The organism is Chitinophaga sp., assembly GCF_039596155.1.
Taxonomy (GTDB): domain Bacteria; phylum Bacteroidota; class Bacteroidia; order Chitinophagales; family Chitinophagaceae; genus Chitinophaga.
On the sequence record NZ_JBCNKF010000001.1, the window covers coordinates 105461 to 131303 of the forward strand.

The 25843-nt window shown below is 46.0% G+C and carries 11 protein-coding genes; all 11 read left to right on the top strand.

Annotated features, from left to right (window positions below; all coding sequences use genetic code 11):
• The first annotated feature begins 198 nt into the window (after positions 1–198).
• The 11 genes from ABDW33_RS00390 to ABDW33_RS00440 all read left to right on the top strand — a co-directional run bounded on the left by ABDW33_RS00390 (position 199) and on the right by ABDW33_RS00440 (position 25834).
• Positions 199–2001 (top strand): carbohydrate-binding protein, encoded by a 1803-nt coding sequence (locus tag ABDW33_RS00390; RefSeq protein ID WP_343688080.1) that lies wholly within the window; start codon positions 199–201, stop codon positions 1999–2001.
• 27 nt (positions 2002–2028) lie between these two features.
• A complete protein-coding gene (locus ABDW33_RS00395) occupies positions 2029–3627 on the top strand; it encodes a glycosyl hydrolase family 18 protein (RefSeq protein ID WP_343688081.1) in 1599 nt (532 codons plus the stop codon).
• A 58-nt stretch (positions 3628–3685) separates the two neighbouring features.
• Entirely contained in the window at positions 3686–4846 is a 1161-nt protein-coding gene (locus ABDW33_RS00400; protein WP_343688082.1) for a carbohydrate-binding protein, read from the top strand.
• Positions 4847–4882: 36 nt separating this feature from the next.
• Positions 4883–6964, top strand: a complete 2082-nt coding sequence (locus ABDW33_RS00405; RefSeq protein ID WP_343688083.1) for a T9SS type A sorting domain-containing protein — start codon at positions 4883–4885, stop codon at positions 6962–6964.
• Between the two features lie 330 nt (positions 6965–7294).
• Positions 7295–7885 carry a sigma-70 family RNA polymerase sigma factor gene (locus ABDW33_RS00410; protein ID WP_343688084.1) on the top strand — a complete coding sequence of 197 codons (591 nt, stop codon included), beginning with the start codon at positions 7295–7297 and terminating at the stop codon, positions 7883–7885.
• Between the two features lie 225 nt (positions 7886–8110).
• Positions 8111–9109 (top strand): FecR domain-containing protein, encoded by a 999-nt coding sequence (locus ABDW33_RS00415; protein ID WP_343688085.1) that lies wholly within the window; start codon positions 8111–8113, stop codon positions 9107–9109.
• Between the two features lie 417 nt (positions 9110–9526).
• A complete protein-coding gene (locus ABDW33_RS00420; RefSeq protein ID WP_343688086.1) occupies positions 9527–13162 on the top strand; it encodes a SusC/RagA family TonB-linked outer membrane protein in 3636 nt (1211 codons plus the stop codon).
• An 18-nt stretch (positions 13163–13180) separates the two neighbouring features.
• Positions 13181–14632 carry a RagB/SusD family nutrient uptake outer membrane protein gene (locus tag ABDW33_RS00425; RefSeq protein WP_343688087.1) on the top strand — a complete coding sequence of 484 codons (1452 nt, stop codon included), beginning with the start codon at positions 13181–13183 and terminating at the stop codon, positions 14630–14632.
• 24 nt (positions 14633–14656) lie between these two features.
• Positions 14657–15568: a putative zinc-binding metallopeptidase gene (locus tag ABDW33_RS00430; RefSeq protein WP_343688088.1), complete on the top strand. Its 912-nt coding sequence runs from the start codon at positions 14657–14659 to the stop codon at positions 15566–15568.
• A gap of 24 nt (positions 15569–15592) precedes the next feature.
• Complete coding sequence (locus tag ABDW33_RS00435) at positions 15593–16873, top strand: DUF4302 domain-containing protein (RefSeq protein ID WP_343688089.1); 1281 nt, start codon at positions 15593–15595, stop codon at positions 16871–16873.
• 36 nt (positions 16874–16909) lie between these two features.
• Positions 16910–25834, top strand: a complete 8925-nt coding sequence (locus ABDW33_RS00440) for a gliding motility-associated C-terminal domain-containing protein (protein ID WP_343688090.1) — start codon at positions 16910–16912, stop codon at positions 25832–25834.
• Positions 25835–25843 lie beyond the last annotated feature (9 nt).

The following is a 25843-nucleotide window of genomic DNA, read 5'->3' on the forward strand; positions in this document are numbered from 1 at the left end:
GAAAAACCATCGCAGTAAGATTTTTTACTTTTCCCTCACCGCAGGAACCGCCCTCAAAGCGGGGCGGTCTCCGATGCGGCCTTATTCACCCTTTTAAAATTGAACTTGCATGATTTGAATTTTTACACTCCTACCAATTTAATCTTCCGTTTTCTTCCACGTTAATTCTCATTTGTTAACAGGCTAAAATCATTCGTTATGAATGCCAAGAACTGTATCGTACTGCTGCTTATCGCGCTACTGGGACCTGCTGCGCTCTTAGCCCAATCAGGTATTTATGCTGGTGGACCTGTATATAAAAACAGAAGCTACTCCATCAGTGAACTCAAAAATTCAGGCTTTACATATGTTGTAGTATGGACCATCCACATTGATGCGAGCGGCAATTTTAATTTTAATGCTGAATTCCCGTTAGTGCAAAATGGAGCTTATATAGGTGCCAGTACCTATCCTGATTTTGCAAATGATATTGCCCTGTTGAAATCCGCGCCGACTACTATCAACAGGGTTGAGTTTTGTATCAGCGCATGGGGCTCTGCTACCTTTACAAACATTAAAAACCTGATTGCTGCACAGGGCACAGGTAGTACCAGTATACTGTACAGGAATTTCCAGGCATTGAAGAATGCCATTCCTGCCGTAGATGCCATTGCATTTGATGATGAAAGTACGTATGACGTGAGTTCTTCAACCGCACTGGCCGTGATGTTGGGCAACCTCGGTTACAAGGTAACATTGGTGCCTTATATGAATTCCGGCTACTGGACCAGCGTAGCTACAAATACGAATAATCAGTTAGCCGGCACCGTTACCCGGGTAGACCTTCAATGTTATTCAGGCGGGGCTTCCAACAATCCCTGTAGTAGCAGCTGGAACTTTGGCGCTATCCCCATTTATGCTGGTCTGTGGGATGCAGAGAAATCTACTGCTCAGGTAACAAGTACCCTGAACGGATGGAAGAACAGTTGTAGCAGTAAACTGGGGGGTGGGTTCATCTGGTTATATGATGACATCGACAATTCCAGTTCAACAGCCGGTTATGCATCTGCCGTAAACAATGTGTTTGGTGGCGGCAACAAGAATACAGCTGCAGCTACTTTTTACAAAGATTGTAATTATAGTGGGCTGGGTATAAGTTTGCCAACAGGTAATTACACGCTGGCTCAACTGTTGTCGCACGGAATACTGAATGATGATATTTCTTCTATACAGGTCAGCAGCGGTTACCAGACCACGGTGTATGCAAACGACAATTATGGGGGTAGCTCGCTGCTGGTAAATACAAATAATTCCTGCCTGGTGAATAACAGTTTTAATGATATCATCAGTTCGCTCAAAGTATCTGCTACTACTTCAGCAGCTAGTACCACCATTCAGGCAGAAAACTACAGTTCTATGTCCGGCGTTCAGACTGAAAGCACCACGGATACAGATGGTGGTTTGAATGTAGGATATATAGATACCGGCGATTGGCTGGCGTATTCAAATATTAATATTCCTGTTGCCGGTACTTACCGCATCGATTACCGGGTGGCCAGTGAATCAACAGGTGGTCAGTTATCGCTGGACCTGAACGGCGGCAGTACGATACTGGGATATCAGACAGTACCGGTAACAGGTGGCTGGCAAAACTGGCAGACGGTATCACAAACTGTTAGTATCGCAGCAGGTACATATGCTTTGGGGATCTATGCCCAGTCCGGCGGTTGGAACCTGAACTGGTGGAGCATTACACCTGTGTCTACCGCTACAGCAAGAATGGCTGCCCCAAAAGAAGCGGCAGGTTTTACCATTTATCCAAACCCTGCCCAACAGACATTGAAAGCCAATATAGACCTGACTGGTTCGCTGATACAGGTGTATAATATTTCCGGTCAGCAGATAATGGGCTTTAAACCAAATTCCAATACAATAAATATTTCCCGGTTGACACCAGGAATGTATACCCTGGTTGTAACGAAAGAAGGCAATCGTACTACCCGGCAGTTCATCAAGTATTAATTTTTTCACTCCCTCAAAATAAACCATATGCAAACTAGCAAATGGATAAGGGCTGCATTCCTTGGCATTGCAACCCTTATCTCTTCTTCTCAGGCATTCTCGCAGTTCAAAGTAGTGGGATACATGCCTTCATGGTCTGGTAGTGTGAATGCTATTCAGTATAGCAAGCTTACACATATCAACTATGCTTTTCTGCTTCCAACGGCTACCGGCGGTTTACAGGCCATTGAAAATTCTTCCAAACTCTCCAGCCTTGTTTCCCTGGCACATGCAAACGGAAAGAAAGTACTGATTGCGGTAGGTGGATGGAACAATGGTGATGATAGCGGCTTTGAATCTCTCGCAGCCAACAGTGGTTATCGTACTACGTTCGTTAATAACCTGCTCAGTTTCGTGAGCCAGTATGGATTGGATGGTGTGGATATCGATTGGGAATACCCTGATGCCGGTGCGTCTGCCAATAACTATGTGTCACTTATGACACAGTTGTCCACTGCACTGCATAATCAGGGTAAGCTGCTTACTGCTGCCGTAGTAGGTACAGGTGGAGAAAGCATTCTTAGTAGTGTATTTGCACAGGTCGACTTCCTGAATATCATGGCCTACGATTACAATAACTATGATCACTCCACTTATTCTTATGCATCACAGGCTATTAACTATTGGAAGGGCAGGGGCCTTGCTGCGGGCAAGGCCATCCTGGGAGTACCATTCTATGGCCGTCCCAGCTGGGAAACCTATGCTGCACTGATAGCCAGGGGCGCTGATCCATATAGCGATACTTACAGTGGTGTAGGCTACAATGGTATCAATACGATCAAGGCAAAGACTGACCTGGCTTACAATTCAGGTGGAGGTATCATGATCTGGGAACTATCAGGTGATGCCACCGGTACCTATTCGCTGCTGTCTGCCATCAACACAGAACTGAGCGTATTGCAGGGTGGAACCGGGGGAACGCCTACCACCATTCAGGCAGAAAGCTATAGTTCCATGTCAGGTGTACAGACAGAATCAACAACTGATGCCGGTGGCGGTCAGAACGTAGGGTATATTGATACCGGTGACTGGATGGCTTATGCGGGTATCAACTTCCCATCTACAGGAACATATAAGGTGGAATACCGCGTCGCTTCACAAAGTGGCGGTGGACGGCTGTCCCTCGATCTGAATGCAGGAGCAACTGTATTGGGCTACCTGGATGTGCCATCAACAGGTGGCTGGCAGACGTGGACAACCATTTCTCATACAGTGAGTGTAACAGCAGGTACCTATGCCCTGGGCATTTATGCACAGGCAGGTGGCTGGAACCTGAACTGGATAAGGATTACAAAAATATCTTCATCAGCAAAATTAGCTGGAACAGCTACAACAGTACCCCCTGCTGATAAAGAGCAGAACAGTGTGATTATATACCCTAATCCTGTAGCAAGCGATCTGCACCTGAGAGGAGAATGGACCCAACCAGGCGGTTACCTCACTGTTTACGACCTGAATGGCAAGCAGGTATTAAATGTAAAGAGTGGGGTACAGCAGATCGCAGTATCAGGCTTACCTGCGGGCACCTATCTGTTGATCTATACAAAAGGTGAAAAGCGAATCACGCAGAAGTTTGTAAAACAATAAGGCATGAGATATACCATATCGATTTTTTATTAACCATTTAAAACCAAAACCCTCAATTATGATTCGATCCTTGAAATTCCCTCTATTGTTAACCGCCGTGTTAGCGCTGGCAGGTAGCGCAGCCAGGGCACAAAACTGGCAACTGGTATGGGCCGATGAGTTCACCAGCAGCATTGGTCCTGACTGGGTATTCGAGACAGGTGCCGGCGGCTGGGGCAATAACGAGCTGGAATACTACCGGGCAGAGAATGCCAGTATCGAGAATGGCCAGCTGGTGATCACCGCAAAGAACGAGAGCTTCGGCGGTGCCAGTTATACTTCCACCCGCATGAAGACTCAGGGCAAAAAATCCTGGACATACGGTAAAATTGAAGCCCGTATCGCAATACCCTCTTTTTCTGGTTCATGGCCTGCATTCTGGATGCTGGGCGACAATATCGGTTCTGTAGGCTGGCCTGCCTGCGGTGAGATTGATATTATGGAACACGTCAACACAGACGCTGATGTACATGGTACCGTACATTGGGTAGGTACAGACGGTGGGCATGCCTCTTACGGCAGTAGCACACCTGTATCCGTGACCGGTTACCACGTTTACTCCATCGAATGGACGCCTACCTATATCAGGTGGTTTGTAGACGGGGCGCAATACAATGAAATCAATATCGCTAACAATGTGGGCAGTACAGAAGAATTCCAGAAGTCATTCTTCATCATCCTGAACTTCGCTGTTGGCGGTAACTGGCCAGGTTTCAACATCAACAACGCTGCATTTCCTGCTAAGATGTATGTGGACTACGTAAGAGTATATCAAAATGGTGGTGGTACCAGTACATTTACCAGACAGGTAGAAGCAGAATCTTACAGCTCAATGTCAGGTGTTCAAACAGAAACAACTACTGATACCGGTGGTGGTTCCAACGTAGGTTACATCGACACGGGTGACTGGATGGCTTACAACAGCATTACCATTCCTACGACCGGTACTTACAAAATTGAGTACCGTGTAGCTTCCCAGAGTGGTGGTGGACGGCTCTCTCTTGACCTCAATGCAGGTGCTACTATCCTGGGGTACCTGGATATTCCATCTACAGGCGGCTGGCAAAACTGGACAACGGTTTCCCATACGGTTACCATTAATGCCGGTACTTACAACTTCGGTATCTACGCCCAATCAGGCGGCTGGAATCTGAACTGGTTCAAGATTACAAAATTGTAAAAGAGCATTTGTTTTAATCTATCAACGTAAACCCTTATGAGCACAATTGTAAAATTCCTATCTGGCGCAACCATGCTGATGATGTCGGCGGCACTTGCTTTCGGGCAACAACAACCTTATCGGTTAGGTTCACCTGCCGGGCTCCGCGACGATATCAGGGCACAGGCAAAATCTTCTAATGCACGCCTGACCAGCGCTGCAGAATTAAAAGTAGGCCCTAATACTGTATTGACCGGTAAAGTGAATGCCCGTCGTACAGACAATAAAACGGAAGAATTCGTAGCTGGTGAAATTGATGGTGTACCAGGTTCTTCTTTCTACCTGGAGGTGAAAAACGACGATGTACGTGGTTTTGTGATCCTTCGTAAAACCAGGACCAGTTATAAATACTATACTGAAAACGGTACTGCCTATGTGAAACAGGTACCATTAGATTCAGTACTTTGTGTGGACTACACACCGGCGCCTGCCCCTCAGGGCAATGCAAAGGCGGCATCTACTCCTGCTACCAGCAGTGTAGCTGCACTAGGTTCACTACAAAGTCTGCCAAACGCAAATGGTGTGGTCCTGCTGGATTTCGATGGCCAGGTTGTAACCAGTTCTTACTGGAACAATGGGGTCACCATCACCGCAGCAGCTGCTAACCTGAGCGAGGCTGAACAGCTGGAAGTATGGGAGCTGGTAAGTGAAGACTATCGTCCATTCCAACTGAATATCACGAACGACGAGGCCGTGTACAATTCATATCCTGTCAAAAAAAGAATGCGTTGCATCTTCACACCTACCAACACCGCCGCTCCGGGGAGTGGTGGGGTAGCTTATGTTGGTTCTTTCAACTGGGGTAATGAAACGCCCTGCTGGGTATTTAACGGTGGCGTAAAAGGTGCGGGTGATGCCGCTTCCCACGAAATAGGCCATACATTCGGGCTGGGGCATGATGGCCGTACCAGTCCTTCTGAAGGTTATTACCTGGGTAATGGAACCTGGGCACCTATCATGGGAGCCGGTTACTATGTACCGGTTTGCCAGTGGAGTAAGGGTGAGTACCAATATGCAAACAACACCGAAGATGACCTGGCTAAGATCTCCAGCGCTACTTATGGTATCGGTTACAGAGCAGATGATTATGGTGGCACAATTGCTACTGCAGCTACACTGAATATAAACACATCAGGTGCGGTAAATACAAGCGGCGTAATTGAGCGGACCGGTGACCTGGATTTCTTCAAATTCACGACTGGTGGTGGTAACCTCGCTCTGAACATTGCGACACCTACCCGTCAGCCAGACCTTGACATCCTGGCTACACTGTACAATAGCAGTGGAACCGTGATGGCTACGGGCAATCCGGCAGGTTTGCCGGCTACCCTGACTGCAACACTGCCAGCGGGTACCTATTATGTATCCATTACCGGTACGGGTTACCTGGATCCCCTGACAACCGGTTATTCCAACTACGGGTCATTGGGTAGTTATAAGATCACCGGTACTATTGCATCACCGTCTGCTGCAGCGGCTACTATCTATAAGGATTGTAACTACGGCGGCTATGCGATCACGCTGGGGGTAGGTAGTTATAACCTGTCAGATCTGGTAGCGTTGGGTGCTGTGAATGATGATATTTCTTCCATGAAGATTGCAAGCGGTTATGAAGTGATCCTATATAAGGATATCAACTTTACCGGCGACGCTTACCTGTTCAGGGGCGACTGGTCCTGCCTGGTATCAGTAGGCCTGTCTGACGGTAGCACTGTGAACCTGAACGACTGGACAACTTCTCTGGTAGTTCGCGCTTCCACCGCTTCCGCAGCCCGTACTACAGCTACACCTGCTGCATCGGCAGAGAAAGTACAGGATGAAATAACGGAAGAGCGTAAACTTTCTACATCACTCACAGTAACGCCTAACCCAACCGCTAACGAAGTACAGGTAAAAGCACCTACCAGGGACGGCTATCTGTATGTAAGCATTTATACGCTGGATGGTAAGACTATCCTGGCACCAAAACGTATTGTAAGCGGCGATAAGGTTGATTTCTCGGGGGTAGCTCCGGGAGTTTATCTTGTAAGAGTGTTCAACGGTGTGGAAACTGAAACAAGAAAGATTGTAAAATATTGATCATTAATAACTAAGTAAAAAAGGCATCAGATGCAGTTGCAGCGCGGCTGCGTTGTGATGAGCAAACCCTGCCAAAAGCAAAACCACCGGTTACATTGTTAACTGGTGGTTTTGCTTTTTAATACGTACATTACTTTGCATCAATATTACAAGGGTAAATACATTCCAAATAGTTTTAATTTAATTTTTTATTATAAAATAGTGCACAATAAAAAGAAATGTTACTATTTTATCTGTCGGATTGATGGAGCCATTGTACTGAAACCCGGACCCATTTAAACAGCCATATAATTTGTATTAAACAAATACAGATTATATAAATGTCGTGATATGAATACACAAGATGCCGAGTTAGTAGTATTGTTACAACAGGGCGATGTTAGTGCTTTTGATTCGCTGTACTGGAAATATCACCAGGCAGTGTATCGTAACATTTTCAAGTTTGTAAAGGAACCTATTGGAACTGAAGATCTTCTCCAGGAGGTATTTACAAAACTGTGGGAAAAGCGAAAAGAAATTAATGCTACCCAATCGGTGGCCGGATGGTTGTTTGTAATCAGCTTCAATTTATCTGTAGATTATGTAAGGCGCAAGCTCCGTGAGCAAACCATTCACAAGGAGCTATATAATATTAATCCGGACGAGGATTTTGGGCTGGATAATAAAAATGTCTATGAAGAGCAGTATCAGTTGCTTGAAGAGGCAATTGCACAACTATCTCCTAAAAAGAGGAAAATTGTAACCATGTGTAAACTGGAAGGAAAGACTTATGATGAAGTAGCGGCAGAGATGCAGATTTCCCGGAATACGGTGAAGGAACATCTGTCTATAGCAATGGCCAGATTAAATGAATATATTCAAAAAAACAAAGAACATAAATACATAGTATTATTCCTCCTATTCCTGAATTATCACGACTAGGTTTATCTTTAGACTATCCTTGATCAGGCCCTTCCTAACAGGAGGGCCTTTTTTTTCGTATATACCTGCATAAAATGCACCGTAATTTCTGCAATTTACAAATGTATCTTTTCACAATTCTTTTTACCCAATATATTAGTATTAAGAATATGTGAAATTTTTTAAAAAACTACCCCCCCACATATACCACCTCCCCGTATTTAATGTAAATAAGCAATCAAAATAGTGCAGAACAGGAAGGAATACTTCAAACATCTGTTGCATAATAGAAACTGGACACAGGAAGACAGAGCGTGGTTACTGCAATATTTGGATGAAAAAGATCTTACGGAATTACAGGAGTTTGCCGCGGAGGAATACAATGCGGACCTGATTACCGCCGAGCCGATACTGGCCAGGGAGGACTCTGAGAGGATATTGAGAAATATCCATCAGCGCATCACAGCAAAGCCACAAACTATAGTGAGAAGACTATGGTGGAAAGTGGCTGCAGCAGCCATGCTGGTAGTGGCGGCAGGAATAGGATACTACAGGTTAGCACATCCGCCGGTAAAAGAATTGATTGTATTATCAGGGGAGCAACGAAAGCAAGTGACGTTGCCAGATGGATCGAAGGTATTTATGGAGCCAGGGTCTTCATTAAAGTATAAAGGAGATTATGGTAAAACGGGGCGCGAAGTAGCATTGTCAGGAGAGGCGCTGTTTGATGTTCAGCACGACAATGCACACCCTTTCATCGTGGCGTCACCGTTAATAAACACACGGGTATTGGGTACTTCTTTTAATATAGAAGCCCGGGATTCCCGGGAAGCAAAAGTAGTGGTTTTGACAGGAATGGTACAGGTACAGGCTATAGATGGAAATCGTAAAGATGGTCAGGAAGTGATCCTCACCGCCAATAAAAGGGCCGTATACAACAAAACTACCGACCAACTGCAAATGTCTGATGCTTCTGATGATGCGAGATTTTATTTACAGAAGCAACAGGGCCGATTCACATATGACGGCACAGAGTTAATCAAAGTGGTAAACGACCTGCAAAGGTATTACAATATTAATGTTACAGTAGCCAAACGCTTACAGCATTGCGCCTTTTATGGTGACTTCAATACTATTGATGAACCGGAGAAAGCCCTAAACGTAATAGCTTTATCGTTGAACGCCAGGATCAATAAAGATAGCACCGGAAACGGATTCACCATCAGTGGAGGTAGCTGCCAGTAGAAAAAGAAATTGGAAAAAGAGACACAAACAGTTAACCGAGACAACCTTATGAGAGGATAGGATTAACATTTTTGTACTGTGAAGGTTTGCCTTGCCGGGTGTTGTATGTAACCCCCGCTGCAGGCAGGCATCCTGACCCTGTACTGTATGATTACAATCGGCCTATTGTGATCGCTGTGAAACCCAACCGAGGTTAGCCATTTTAATGTGAAAAAAAGCAAACATTGCAACAACCAAAATGAATCGCAAAAACATGACGAAATCTAAACGCACGCCGTCCGGATAACCATTTCGAAAATCGGTTAATCCATGTAACAATTATGTACTGCACCGCAGCAGGTGCGCTATTGCCCTGGCTTTACCAAAAGCCGGAACGGGCTTTCTATTTCCTGAAACGTACAAAACAATTTATGACCAATGCTTAAAAAGGCGACCCTATTCCTTCAACTAACCGTGTTGGCGTCACTGCTATCTATGCACGCTGCCGGTTTTGGTATACAGGATGCACTTGAAAAGAAAATATCCCTTGAGTTAAAAGACGTGTTGCTGAAAGAAGCATTGGACAAGATCGGGAATCTCGCTGACGTATCATTTATATACGCCGGCAACTCTGTCACTGCCATCGACAAAGTCGATGTGAATGCTCATAATGAAAAAGTAGGAACGCTTCTCAATAGATTATTAAAACCTTATTCACTGTCGTATACTGTACTGTATGATCGTATTATCATCCGGCAGGCTGAAAAGAAAATTAACTCAAGCGTGACCAGTACCGGCCATACCGTGGCCCTCCGCACACAGGACATTAAAGGCGTGGTACTCACCGCAAACAATGAACCACTGCCCGGTGTAGCAGTATTGATTAAAGGGACAACCAGGGGGACTACTACCAACGATAAAGGTGTGTTCGAGCTGAAAAATATTCCGGCTAATGCCGTTCTGGTTATCAATCTCACAGGATATGAACCTCAGGAGATTTCAATGGCCAACTTCAAAGGAGACATGCTGACCGTTCTCCTGAAAGAAAAAACAACGAAGCTGCAGGAGGTAGTGGTGACAGGATTTCAAAACATTGATAAGAATAAGTTTTCTGGTGCTGCTACCCGTATTAAAATGGAAGATGCAAAGATAGATGGTATGCCCGATGTGAGCCGTATGCTCGAAGGTCGCGTAGCCGGTGTGTCTATCCAGAACGTATCCAGCACTTTCGGCTCTGCGCCTAAGATTCGCGTACGCGGTGCTACCTCTATCAATGGTGACAACAAACCCCTTTGGGTAGTTGACGGAGTCGTGCTGGAAGATGTGGTGAACATCTCAAACGATCAGCTCTCGAGTGGTGACCCTACCACGCTGATGGGCTCTTCTGTCGCCGGTCTGAACCCCAACGATATTGAGAGCTTCGATATTCTGAAAGATGCTGCTGCAACAGCTTTGTATGGTGCCCGCGCTATGAATGGTGTCGTGGTGATCACTACCAAGAAAGGAAAGATAGGCAGACCGTCTATCGTATACAGTGGTAATTACAGCACACAGCTGAAACCCAACTACGGTAATTATAATATCATGAACTCAGCGCAGCAGATGTCTGTACTGGCAGAACTGGAACGCAAAGGTGCACTGACTTCAGATATCCTCTCCCGTGCCGATAACGGAGTCTATGGAAAGATGTATGAAAGACTGAATGCTGACGAAAACGGTGGCTTCCCATTAGAAAATACCCCGGCGGCCAAAAGGAAATTCCTGCTGAGATACGCTTCTGCCAATACTGACTGGTTCGATATCCTTTTCCGCACCAGCTTTATCCAGGAGCATTCCCTCAGTATTTCCTCGGGTACAGAAAAGTCTCAGTCCTATTTCTCCACCAGCTATTATCATGATAATGGCTGGACCGTAGCCGACAGGGTAAGCCGGTACACACTCAATTTCAGGAACAACTATAAGTTGTCCGATAAGGTCATGGCCGGCTTCTCTGTCTTAGGCTCCGTACGTCAGCAAAAAGCACCCGGTGCACTGAGCCGTACCAGCAATCCCGTAGAAGGGCAATATGACCGTGACTTTGACATCAATCCTTTCAGCTACGCCCTGAACACCAGCCGTACGCTGACAGCTTTTGATGAAAGCGGTAACAGGGAATACTTCAGAAGAAACTTTGCTCCCTTCAACATTCTTACGGAAGTTGATAACAACTTCCTCAAAATAAATATGATGGACCTGCGCCTGCAGGGCGATTTCTCCTGGAAGCTGACGAAAAATCTTCGCTATGAAGTAGTCGGTGCATTGAGATATGTAAAGTCTTCACGTGAACACATGATCACTGAAAACAGTAACATGGCCAACGCCTACCGCGCAGATGGCAACTCTACCATCGCAGAAAACAACAAGTTCCTGTATCGGGATCCGGACAATCCCGACGCATTGCCACAGGTGGTATTGCCTTACGGTGGTTTTTACAACCGTACAGAAGACCTGCTGGTAAACTACGATTTCCGCAACAGTCTGAACTATTCACTCAACGTGGCAGACAGGCATAACCTGAATGTACTGGTAGGACAGCAGGTAAAGTATGCTGACAGGCAGAACTCCTCCAACACAGGATACGGGTATCAATATGAAAATGGAGGTGTGGCATTCACGGATCCACGCATCCTGAAACAAACGATTGAAAGCAATTTCCCTTACTATGGCATGAGTCAGGACTATGATCGCTTTGCCGCATTTTATGCTACTGCAACCTATGCGTTCAAAGAAAAATATAACCTGACAGGTACTACCCGCTACGATGGATCAAATAAACTGGGACGTTCGAAAAATGCACGCTGGTTACCTACCTGGAGCGTATCTGGTAGCTGGAATATAGACAAGGAAGGGTTTATGAAACCAGCAACATGGGTAGATTACCTCGCGCTGCGCGCAAGCTATGGCCTCACCGCCAGCATGGGGCCTGCCACCAACTCTAATATTGTATACCAGACAGTCAATTCAAACCGCGGTCACCTCGATGAGGTTGAATCTGTGATTAAAATTGCGCACCTCCAGAATGATGACCTTACCTGGGAGAAGATGTATACTACCAATATCGGGCTGGATGGTACCTTCTTCGACAGGCGCCTCAACATCACTATCGATGCATACACCAAGAAAAGCTTTGACCTGATCTCTCTGATCAAGACTTCCGGTATTGGCGGTGAACTGTACAAAGCGGCTAACTACGCAGACATGAATTCAAAAGGTCTTGAAGTGATGGTAGGTGGCGACGTTGTTCGCAAGAAGGACTGGGGCTGGAAGGCGAATGTCACCTTCGGTTATAATACCAACAGGATCACCAACGCAAAAAACATTCCTTCCATCTTTGACCTGGTAGTACCAGAGGGTGGTAATAAAGAAGGCTATCCCGTAAGAGGACTGTTCTCTATCAAATACGAAGGCCTGGATCCAAAGAATGGTTATCCTCGCTTCCTGAATCAGAATGGAGATGTAAGTGCCGATGTATACCTGCAGGACCTGAACACCTCTCACCTTGTATACCAGGGACCGGTAGATCCTCCGGCAAACGGTGGTCTGTCCAATACTTTCCATTATAAGAATTTATCCCTGAATGTGTTTGTGACTTATCAGTGGGGCAATAAGATCAGGTTGTACCCTGCCTTTAAAACCGCTTACTCTGACCTGGATGCAATGCCTAAGGAATTCTATGACCGTTGGGTAATGCCAGGTGATGAAAAAGTGACAAAAACACCTTCTATTCTCGATGCATTGGAGCAGACGGTGATCTACGGCACTTATCCTTATAACAATTATAACTATTCGACTGATAGAGTGGCCAAAGGCGATATGATCCGATTGAAGACAGTTTCCCTGACTTATCAGCTGCCACAGCACTTAATAAGGAGAACCGGGTTTACAAATCTGGCGGTAACCGGTGCTGCGATCAATCCATGGCTGATTTATTCCGACAGCAAACTGAGAGGACAGGATCCTGAATTCTTCAATACAGGAGGTGTAGCACAACCTATCCAAAAGCAATTCACACTTTCATTAAAAGTAGGACTCTAAAAAAAGAAGAAGACTAACATGAAAAATTTTACACGGGTATCATTGATCAGTCTGGGCCTGCTTGCTATGAGTAGCTGCAGTAAATATCTGGACCAGTCTCCGGATAGTACCTGGACAGAGTTAAATACACCGCAAAAGGTATCACAGCTATTAGGCACTGCCTATCCGCAGGCCAACTACATCGTGTTTAGTGAAGCTATGTCTGACAACGTAACAGACAAAGGAGCCGGGGTGATTGAAAGGACAAATGAAGATCCATATTTTTTCAATGATGTAAACGACATCAAAGAAGATTCGCCTGAGTGGTACTGGACAGCATGCTACAAAGCGATCGCTGCCTGTAACAATGCACTCAAGGCATGTGAAAATGCGAAAGACACTACCCAATATCAGGCGCAGAAAGGAGAGGCGCTGGTAGCCCGGGCATATGCACATTTTATGCTCGTGACCTTCTTTTCTAAATTCTACAACGCAGCTACAGCAGCTACTGATCCGGGTATCCCCTATGTAACGGAACCAGAGACGGTGGTATTCAAACAATACAACCGCGGCACCGTGGCCAGTGTGTACGATAACATTGAGAGAGATCTGCTGGCCGGTATTCCGTTAATCAACGACGAAAAATACAACGTACCTCATTACCACTTCAATAAATCGGCGGCTTATGCCTTTGCTACCAGGTTTTACCTGTTTAAAAAAGATTATGCAAAGGTGGTGGAGTTTGCTAACAAAACTTTTCCAAATAATGACCTGGCCAGTTACATGCGCCCCTGGAATACCACCTACAGAACATTGACGCCTTCCATGCTGTGGGAAACGTATGCAAGAGCTACTGAAAAATGTAACCTGCTGCTCGTGGAAACACAATCAGTATATGGCCGGTATGTAGCACAGTACCGTTTCGGTATGGACTATAATATTGAACAGGTTGTACTTGGTGATAACGTAACCGGTGGCGCTTTTTCTTATCCACTGTACTACTATGGTACCCGCGACTACTTTGTACCCAAGCTGACAGAGTACTTCGTAAAAGCATCCGTGAACGCGACCATTGGCGACCCTTATGTGATGGTGCCGCTGTTCACTACAGAAGAGGTACTGTTCAACAGGGCAGAAGCGAATCTTTATTTAGGTAATACAAATGATGTGTTGGCTGACCTGAACCTGTTTGCCAGCAAACGTATCGTTAACTACGATGCTACCCGTCATGCCGTGACAATTGCCAAGGCACAGACTTACTATAGCACTTCAAACAGTAAGAACGCTTTGCTGAATACCATCCTCGGCTTTAAGAGAGCTGAGTTTATACAGGAAGGCCATCGCTGGTTCGATCTGCAACGATATGGTATCACAGTGACTCACTACGATGTTTCCGGCAATAAGACAACCGTCGCTGCCGACGACAACCGGCGTGTATTGCAATTGCCATTGTCTGCCCAGACATCAGGACTCGCCTTAAATCCCAGATAACAACCAAAAATATTTCGCATATATATGAAACCGTTAAACGCATTCTTTTTCTTCCTGCTGGTGATCACACTGGCAGCCTGCTCGAAAGAAAACGATGATCTAAGTGGTGTGCAAGACATCCCCGGCCTGGGTGGCGACACCTGGGTCGAGGATTCTCTGGACAAATGGCTGCATGACAGCCTCACCGTTCCCTACAACATAGAAGTGAAATACAAATGGGACCAGTTTGAATTTGATGTGACCAAAACACTGGTACCTCCTAAAGAGGAGGTGGTGATCCCTGCCATGCAGGCAATTATGAAGGTTTGGATAGATAATTATATCAGATATGCCGGAGAACTTTTCTTCAAAAAGTATTCTCCCAAATTTTTTATTCTCTCCGGTAGCGCCAGCTGGAATGACAACGGTACCATCACCCTGGGTACTGCCGAAGGTGGCCGTAAAGTAGTGATGTACCTGCTGAATGAATTCCGTACCAAGGGAATGGATGGCTATCAGAAAAGTGATACTGCCAATGTGAAGCAGATCTTTCATGTAATAGAGCATGAATTCGGGCATATCCTGCACCAGAATATTATGTATCCAACGGAATTCAAAAAGATCAGTGTCGGGCTTTATACGGCTAACTGGAACAATATCTATGATGCCGACGCGCATCAGGATGGTTTCGTTACAGCATATGCCATGAGCAGCGAGAATGAAGACTTTGTTGAGATGATCGCGACCATGCTGATAGAAGGAAAAGAAGGATTCGACAGGATCGTAAACAGTGTGAAGAACAAGACCAGCGACAATGGCACTACACAGGCACAGGCTGTTGCCGCCCTCCGAATGAAGGAAGCGATGGTAGTGAACTACTACAAGTCCGCTTACGATGTAGACTTCTATGCCCTGCAGAAAGCAACCAGAGACAGTATAAACGCCCTTTTTTATTGATGCGTACCAAAATCTAAATGCATTATGAGAACAAATTTAAGGCTCTATATTTTCCTTACTGCATTATTATTCGCCGCCTGTAAAAAGGAGGATGATAATGTATTTAAACAATCACCTGATGAAAGGATCAACCAGGTGCTCAATACTTACAGTACTGCGCTTACAGGCGCTGAATATGGCTGGAAAGCACTGGTATACCCCTCGGCATTTTCTACCGTACCTTTTAGCTTCTATTTTAAATTTGATACGGCAAACCGTGTGAAAATGTATTCAGATTGGGACTCCTCCACGCTCATCAATGCACGGGAAAGTAGTTACCGGTTGAAAGCCCTGCAACAACCCTGTTTATTATTTGATACTTACAGTTATATCCATATACTCTGCGATCCCGATGCCAGCATTAACAATGGTTATTATGGCGGAGGATTGTTGTCCGACTTCGAGTTCATACTGGATGGTATGAGCAGTGACGGAGATACAATTAAACTTACAGGACGTCAGCATGCCACAAGGGCCGTGCTCGTCAAAGCTACCTCCAAAGAGGCACAGGATTATTACGATAGAAAACGGAACTGGGATTTTCTCTATTCTTCCCGGTTTCTTACTTATTTCAAAAAGCTCCACACCGGTAAAGGTGATTATGACATCTACATCAACGAGAGCTTTAAAAGCGTTAAGATCGTAAATGCCAATGTAAAGTTCAGTGCCGGTTATTACCTCACCCCCAATGGGGTTGCCTTTGACAAAGCGTTTACAGACGCAGGGGAATCTATTTACGGATTTGACAACGTCGTATGGTCCGAAGATAGCCAGCTCATGACCCTGCAGGTCAATGGACGGGCTGCTACCATCACCAGCGATAAAAAGCCTTACATCGTAGACAGCACTGCAGGCACCCGCTGGTACAATACCGCTGTGAACGCCGCTAATTACTACATCGCGCCCAATGGAATTCATGTAGACGGACAGGATGACTACTATAATTTTTCTTCCGTCCCCGGATTTTCCTACCTGTTTTTCTTCCCTAATTACGGAAAGAGTGGATATGAATTTACGGGGATCATGGAAAACAGCTACTACGGACCTGCCTTAAAGAGGAAAATGAGCGCAGGTGGGATCACAACATTCACCTACGGAGGTACATTCGGTAATATCCCTGATTACGCCACCACACCCATCACGGACATCGTCACCAAATTCACGGAAAGCACCGGTTTCTACATTGTACAAACCAGTGACTACAATACCTATGATATGGTGAATGTAAAGGATGCCCGTAGCTGGATCAGCTGGCAATTGTACTAATGCATTAACCCTAAATAATAGAAAAAGAGAACCCATATGAGAACCAAGCCTGTTTCTGTACGCCTCGGGGCTGTCTTATACCTGTTATTGCTGCTGCTGCCGGCCATTGGTCTGCATGCACAGACTGATATCACCATCGGTCTGGGCAATGGTAGCAACTCTACGACAACTTATCCTTGTCCTATACAAGACTGGTATCAAGCTTCGCGTGCCCAATATCTTTATCGAGCCTCAGAATTGATAGCGAAGGGCATGGGCCCCGGTATGATCAATGCTGTAAAATTCAATGCCATATCCGTAGGCAGTGATGTGGACGGAGCAGAACAATATGCAGTCAAGATTGCAGGTACCACCGTTGCCTCCCTGTCCGATGCATATTATGAACCCGTAGGCAATAACTTCTTCGGACCGGTGAATTATATGCCGGTTGTCGGATTGAATACTTTTCCCATTCCTTCAGGTTTCTTCTGGAATGGTACCGACAATATCCTGATTGAAGTGTGTGGAGGCGCATCCTCTTATACACATAATCCCGAGTTTCCTTACACCACAGGCCTTGCGTTCAATGGGTCTCATACATATTACCAGGATGCCGGTACCAGTCTCTGTGGCACCAACCAGGTGAATTCCGCATCGACTACCCGTCCTGACATCATTTTCAACTGGACTCCTGCAGCTGCATGTACCGGCACACCTACCGCCGGTACTGCAGTCAGCAGTGCTTCAACCGTTTGCCTGAATGAAAGTTTTACCCTTTCTCTCAGTGGTACCACAGTTGCCTCTGGTCTGAAATACCAGTGGCAATCGTCTACCAACAATACCACCTGGACAAATATTCCAAATGATACATTATCATCACTTACTACCACACAGACTGTGTCCACATATTACCGTTGCGTGGTCACCTGTGCTGCCAGCAATAGTGCGGCAAACTCTAATAGTGTACAGGTGGCAAGTCCATCGTTAGTACATGGTACGTTCACGATCAATAAAGCATTACCTACGGGTGCCGGTAACTTTGCCTCCTTCAATGATGCCTACAACTACATCAAGTGCGGTATCGATGGAGCAGTTATATTTAATGTTGCGGCAAATGCAGCTTCCGCTTATAATGAACAGCTGATCATGACACCGGTACCAGGTGCATCAGCTACCAATACCATTACGTTCAACGGTAACAATGATACCATCGCTTACCTGAGCACAACCAGTGCAGAAAGGGCAGTGATCAAACTAAATGGCGCTGATTATATCACCTTCAATAACCTGGTGATCCAGGCAAAAGGCAGTACCTCCAGCCAGTATGGCTTTGGTGTGCAATTGCTGAACGATGCTGACTACAATACGATCAATAATTGTAAGATCCTCATCAACACTACTTCTTCCTCATCTGATTATGCAGGTATCGTAATCAGTGCTTCAGCGACATCAGCTACCGGCAGTGGCGCCACCAACTCCGATAATAATACCATCAGCAATAATACAATCATAGGCGGTTATTACAGTATTACACTGGTGGCCAGCTCTACGAACTCAAATGGCAGTAACAAGATTATCAATAACAAACTACAGGACTTCTACTACTATGGTATCTACATCCTGGGTGCTTATAACCTGACTTTTGAGAAGAATACCATCAGTCGTCCTACCCGTACTTCCGTTGATAATTTCTATGGTGTGTATGTGACAGGTCTGAGTACAAAACTGAACATTAACGCCAACAGAATCACCAATCCTTTCGGTGGTAATCCAGCCAGCACCAGTACTTTCTATGGTGTTTACTTTACCAGTGTAGACGCATTGAATACGCTGGAAAACGTAGTGAGCAATAACCTCATCTGCAACCTCACAGGCAGCGGGTCTGTTTATGGCTTCTACAACAGTTCTTCCGATAATGTCTTCTATTATCATAATACCCTTTCTCTCGACGGATCTGCCACACCAGGTTCTTCCTACGTGACCAGGGGTTTCTACCAAACCTCACAGGCTGCAGGTATTTATCTGAGAGACAATATGATCACCATTAACCGTGGTGGACAGAATGTGAAGCACGGCCTCTACTTTAATTCAACATCCAGCGATATCGTATCGAATTACAACAATATCTTCCTGGCACCAACAGTTGCCAATGCTTATACAGGATACTATTCGGCTAACAGGGCAACACTCACCGACTGGCAGACCGCTGTCTCACAGGATGCCAACTCACTGGCTGCCAACCCTATTTATAAGGATAGCACCAATGGCAATTATGCGCCCAGCAGCCAGACTGTGAACGACAGAGGTACACCTGTTGGCATTACTGCTGATATCAATAGTAATACCCGTAGCACGTCTACCCCTGATATGGGCGCCTATGAGTTCACCCCCGATCCATGTACTGCACCACCTGTACCAGGAACATCTACTGTGAATAGAAACCCTGTATGTGTGGGCACGAATGTAGGTTTAGGACTTACCGGCAATAGTAATGGTCTTACACAAACCTATCAATGGCAATACGCTGCCACTGCTTCAGGACCATGGACCAATCTCGGGAATGCCCTTAATTATCCTGATACCATCATTGTATCTACAGCCACTTTGTACTATCGTACTGCAGTGACCTGTAGTGGTAACACCGCCTACTCCACACCTGTGTTGCTGACGGTGAATCCCGCACTGCCGCCAAATACTTACACGATAGATAAGAATGCACCATCCAGTGCTACCAACTATACCAGCTTCGCAGCGGTGAAAGCTGCCCTGGAGTGCGGTATCACCGGCCCGGTTGTATTCAATGTTGTGGCAGGCCGTACTCCTTATGAAGAACAATTCTCGCTGGACTCTGTAAGAGGTACTTCTGCGATTAATACGATCACCTTCAGGGGGAATGGTAACACCATCCATTACAGTTCCAATACCACCGATGAGCGCGCAGTTATTAAACTGAAACATACAGACCATATCATTTTCGATAGTCTGAATATCGATGCAACCGGTACCGGTACCTACGGTTTCGGCGTACAATTCATCGACCATGCTGACAGTAACGTGGTGAGACATTGTAATATCATTTCAAATACAACCGAAGGTTATAATACAAATTTCGCAGGTATTGTTATCAGTGCATCTGATTCAGATCCGTCTGGCTCTGGAGCTACCCGTTGTACAGGCAACGTGATCGACAGTAATAAGGTAACAGGTGGTTTCTACAGCGTGACCGTAGTCGGTGACGACGGTGACCCGGTGTATAGAAATACCATCACGAACAATATTCTGCAGGACTTCTACTACTATGGTATCTACCTGGAATCTACTTTCGGTACCACGGTGAAAGGAAATACCATACAACGTCCTACCCGTACTAACGTAAGTTACTACTATGGCTTGTATGCATATGGAGAAAATACCAACCTGAATGTCCTGGAAAACAGGTTCACCAATCCTTTCGGTGGTGTACCTACCTCTACCGATTACTTCTATGGTCTGTACTTCAGCAGTGTGTCTTCCAATAACAGCACACCTATCCTGGTTGCTAACAACATTATGTACAAGACCACAGGTGCAGGATACCAGTATGGTATTTATAACTATAACTCACCTGATATTAATTACTACCACAATACTATTTCGCTGGATAATACAGGTGGTGGCTCTTCTTACTATTCAAGAGGCTACTATCAGTCCAGCACAACGACTGGTATTAATTTCAAGAATAACATTATTACAATCAATAATACCGGTGCCAACTATAAATACGCAGTCTACCTGTCATCAACCGGAACTGAGTTCTTTGCTGATCACAACGATTACTACGTAGCAGGTGGTGGTACCAATAAATTTATCGGCTATAGCAATGGTGATCAGGCTACACTCGCTGCCTGGAAAGCAGCAACCAATCAGGATAGTGCCACCATCAGTATAGATCCGGTGTATGCCGATGCGCCAAATGGGAACCTCACCCCGGTGATCTATCCACTGGATAATACAGGTTTGTCGTTAGGTGTCACAAACGATATCGTGCACAAAACGAGAAGCACGACTACCCCGGATATTGGTGCATACGAAATAGATATTGTGCCATGTGTATCTCCGCTGAACCCTGGTACTGCGGTCGTAACACCTAACAGCAATATCTGTATGGGTACCCAGATTACCCTCAATCTTACCAACAATACACCGGGTGGCCGCATGACCTACCAGTGGCAGGCTTCTTATACAAACAATGGTCCATGGATCAATGTATCTGATACCCTGTATGTGTCTCAGTACAGGATGGAGCTGGGCATGCTGAACTACTTCCGTTGTAAGATCGTGTGTAGCGGTACAGACAGTGCCTTCTCTACTGTGGCTGTAGTCAACATGAATGCACCACTCGTTAAAGGATTGTACACAATCGATCCTGCAGGTTCAGGTCCCCGTAATTTCACTTCATTCCAGCAGGCTGTAACAGCGTTGGAATGTGGTATCGCAGGATGGGTCATCTTCGATGTAGTGCCTGGCACTTACACAGAAAGGATCCGCATGCGCAAAATACCCGGTGCTGCAGATACCAGCCGCGTTACTTTCCGCAGCCAGAATGGCGATCCGGCATCTGTTACGCTCACAACAGCGCCAACAGCCGCCAATAACTATGTGCTGAAACTGGATAGCGCCAGCTTTGTAACCTATAAGAATATCACCATTAAAGCAACCGGATCCACCTATGCAAGAGTCGTAGAACTGGCTGGTACTACCGCGTACGATAGCTTACTTACCAATAACCTGGTAATGCCGGCTACAACCAGCAACAGTACCAATATGACAGGTGTGTATGCCACTAACTTTAAAGGAAACAATAATGCAATTGTCGGGAATACCATCACAAATGGCGCCAGTGGTATCTATTTCTCAGGTACCGGTTCAAGCGAACAGGCTGCGTCCATCGTGATTGACAGCAACACGGTGACTGGTGCCTATGTGAATGGTATCTACACCTCTTACGTAGACCATGTAGTGATTACCCGCAATAACGTGAACATGGCTGCACCACTGGCCAGCACTGCTTACGGTATCTATAACTACTACGATGATGGCGCGTTCAGAACAAACCACAACGTTGTAAAGATCAGCAATGCTACAACCACTACTTACGGTATCTATACCAACAGTTGTGATGCATCGCAGGCAGATACCTCTCAGATGGACGGTAACAGGGTGATTGCCACCACCGGAAATACAGGTAGCATGTACGGGCTGTACAACCAGTATTCAACCTATGTGAATAACGTGAACAACGTGATCAACATCAAGACATCCGGTAGCAGCTCCTATGGCCTGTACAGTGGAAGCGATGCGAACAGTGTATACTACAACAACACGGTGCAGAGTGCTGCTACTTCAGCCAGCAACAATGTTGCCGCATACCTGGGGCATGCTTCTGCCGGATACAGCAATGTCTTCTTCAGAAATAATATCTTCTCTCATACCGGTGGCGGTTATGCGATGTATGTAACCAGCGTGGGATATCACAATAGTGACTACAATACGCTGTATACATCCGGCACAAACCTGATCAGGAATTCCGGCCTCGGTACGAACTATACTTCCCTGAATGCCTTCGTCACAGCTGCCGACCAGGATATTCATTCCATTGTATACAAACCAGCCTTCGATGCCAATAATGCAAATCTGCAACCCGATCTGAATAACCCTGAAGTATGGGCGATCCATGGCCGTGGTGTACAGGTAAGAGGTAATGCGCATGACTTCAATGGTGCATACCGCCCGCAGACACTGGCTGAAGGTGTACCGGATATGGGTGCATACGAATTCCTGCCAGCTGTAGACCCGGTGTTGTTAACACCAGTACCGGCAGCACCATCTCCGGGTATTACCCAGACATTTATGTTCGGTACAGATACCGTAGCGAAAATTACATGGGCTGCCTCCGGTGCCGTTCCTGCTTCCCTGACGCTGAAACGTTACTCCGGTATTAAGCCGCCAAACCTGGCGCCAACACAGGAATTCATGTACTTCTATACAGACGTGGATGCCAGCGGTCAGTACAGCAACTTCGATTACAAACAATATTATGTGCCTTCATGGCAGGGTACTTTCGACGATGAACAATCTATTCACCTGGGTAGAACAAACGTTGACTCTGCATGGGTGGTGAATGACAGCAGTAAGATCGATACTGACTTCAAGATCATTTCTGAAAATCAGTTATCCTATCTCGACAGGTATACCGGTCTCAAAGGCAGCGAGCCTGAGGTACCACACTTCCCGGCACTGCCCGATAGTTCGAACAGGGGTACCCGCTTCTGGGTGGGCTATGGTCACCAATACTACATGAACCAGGATAACTCACAGAACATGGTGCTGTACCTGAGTGCACAACAACCCGCACATGTAGTTGTGAAGATCCATGGTACCAGCTACAGAAAAGAGTATACTGTAGCAGCCAACTCCGTACTGGCCACTGACATCATTCCTAAATCAGGTCTGAGCGATGCCCGCCTCCTGGGCGAAGGTCTGTACGAACAAGGTATCAGTATTGAAAGTGACGTACCTATCGTAGCCTATGCACACATTTATAGCTCGGCTTCTTCCGGTGCAACGATGCTGTTGCCCGTGGGTACTTACGGCTATGAATACTATGCGCTGACCTCCCGTCAGAACTATAGTTCCACTTCTTATTCATGGTTCTATGTCATCGCAGACAATGATAATACAGTCGTAGAGATCACACCATCTGTGCCTACACTGGCAGGTAAACCAGCCAATGTACCATTCACCGTAACGTTGAATAAAGGGCAGGTGTACCAGGTACTTGGTGCTATTATGAGCGGATCTGAAGGATATGACCTGTCTGGAAGTAAGGTAAGGTCTGTGACCAATGGAGCAGGTAAATGTTACCCGGTAGCTGTATTCTCCGGCAATAGCCGTACTTCCCTGGGTTGTGATGGTTCTGTTGGTAGCTCCGGCGACAATGCCATCCAGCAGAACTTCCCGTCACAGGCATGGGGTATGCACTATCTCACATCACCTACTTCCAGCTCTGACGATGCTGCTACACTTTCTACAAATATCTTCCGTGTAATGGTGAAAGACACCAATACAGTCGTGAAACTGAATAACGTGCAGCTGACAGGGCTGATTAATGGCCGCTACTACCAGTACCAGAGTAATACTGCCGATTATCTTGAATCAAATCAACCGATCATGGTAGCGCAGTATATGTCTTCTGAAGGCGCGTGTCCAAATACCGGTTCTATGGGTGATCCTGAAATGTTCTATATCAGTCCGCTCGAACAGGGTATCAATGCCGTAGGCCTGTACCGCAATACAGTAGATGATATCGAGGTGAACTACCTTACACTGATCATCCCTACAGGTGGGTTATCATCACTCCTGATTGATAATAGTAACCTCTTTGACTACACCTATGCACATCCTAACAAACCGGGATATACAGTAGTCGTAAAGAGATGGCCTGCTGCCTCTGCACAATGTATTGTAACCAGCGACTCCGCGTTTACCGCAGTCACCTACGGTATGGGTAGTGTAGAAAGCTATGGTTTCAATGCCGGTACCCTGGTCAGAAATCTGAATGCGACCACTTCGTTTAATAACAACTATGGTACTGGTACCAGCTCCAATTATACCTGTGCGGGAACACCGTTCCACTTCACAGCCATGCTGCCGGTCAAGCCAGTCTCCATCACATGGGAACTGAGCCAGGTAAGCAACCTGTTGCCTGCAGGTGATGTTACCCAGACAAATCCTGTTGCGCTCGACAGTATCGTCGCTAATGGTAAAACATACTATAAATACAGCCTGACAGGCGATTACATGTTCACAGCTCCAGGTACCTATTACATTCCAATGAAGATGCGTCATCCTGAAATCGAAAGCTGTGACAACAGTTCCGAAGTGATGCTGACCATCAAAGTGATCAGGAAACCAGTAGTGGACTACAGCATCGATTACTCCGGTTGTGTGGCTGACATTGCTGAACTGACAGGTAGTGTCACTACAGAGAACAATGCCGCCATCAATACCTGGAAATGGAATTTTGCAGATGGTACTACTGCGGCTACGCAAAAGGTAACCAGACAATATCCGGTAGCTGGTACATATGTAGAAGAGCTGCACATCATCACTTCTGAAGGGTGTATCGGCGATACTACAAAAGAAGTAACAGCCAATGAACCAACAGCTGCGATACTTGTGACCGATAGCTTTACCGTGTGCTACAATACATCTGTCACCTTCACTGTGAAAGATCCTGAAACCGGTGTGACTTATAGATGGTACAACGCGAAGAATGGCGGTGCACTGCTGGATACCGGCAATACCTTCACCATCAACCCGGTCACTACACCAGGTATCTACTATGTAGAGGCGATGAAAAATGGTTGTGTAAGCACTTCCCGCACATCCGCGAAAGTGATGGTGCTGCCACAGCTCACCGTACCAGTGGTAGAGGTAGACAGCATCGGAGTGAACACGATCCGCTTCAAATGGAATGCAATTCCTGGCGCTACCGGTTATGAAGTAAGTACTGACAATGGTACTACCTGGTCTGCTCCTTCATCAGGTTCGCTCGGTACTGAACATGTAGTGAATGGCCTGAGACCGGTGCAGGAAGTGACCCTCATCGTGAAAGTGAAAGGTTGTGAAGACAAGCTCTCCGATCCGGTATCAGCGATCACCCTCACAGATGGTATCTACATACCAAATGCATTCTCTCCAAATGGCGACGGTCTGAACGATGTGCTGAAAGTATATGGTGCGGTGATCCGTGAAGTTCACTTTATGGTCTTCAACCAGTGGGGTGAGAAAGTATTCGAATCGAATGACCAGTCAGTAGGCTGGGATGGTTTCTACAAGAATAAGGCGCAGCCTTCAGGTGTATACATCTATGTGGTAAAACTGAAACTGATAGATGGTAGTGCAGTAGATCGCAAAGGTTCAGTGAACCTGATCAGGTAAGCCTAAAAA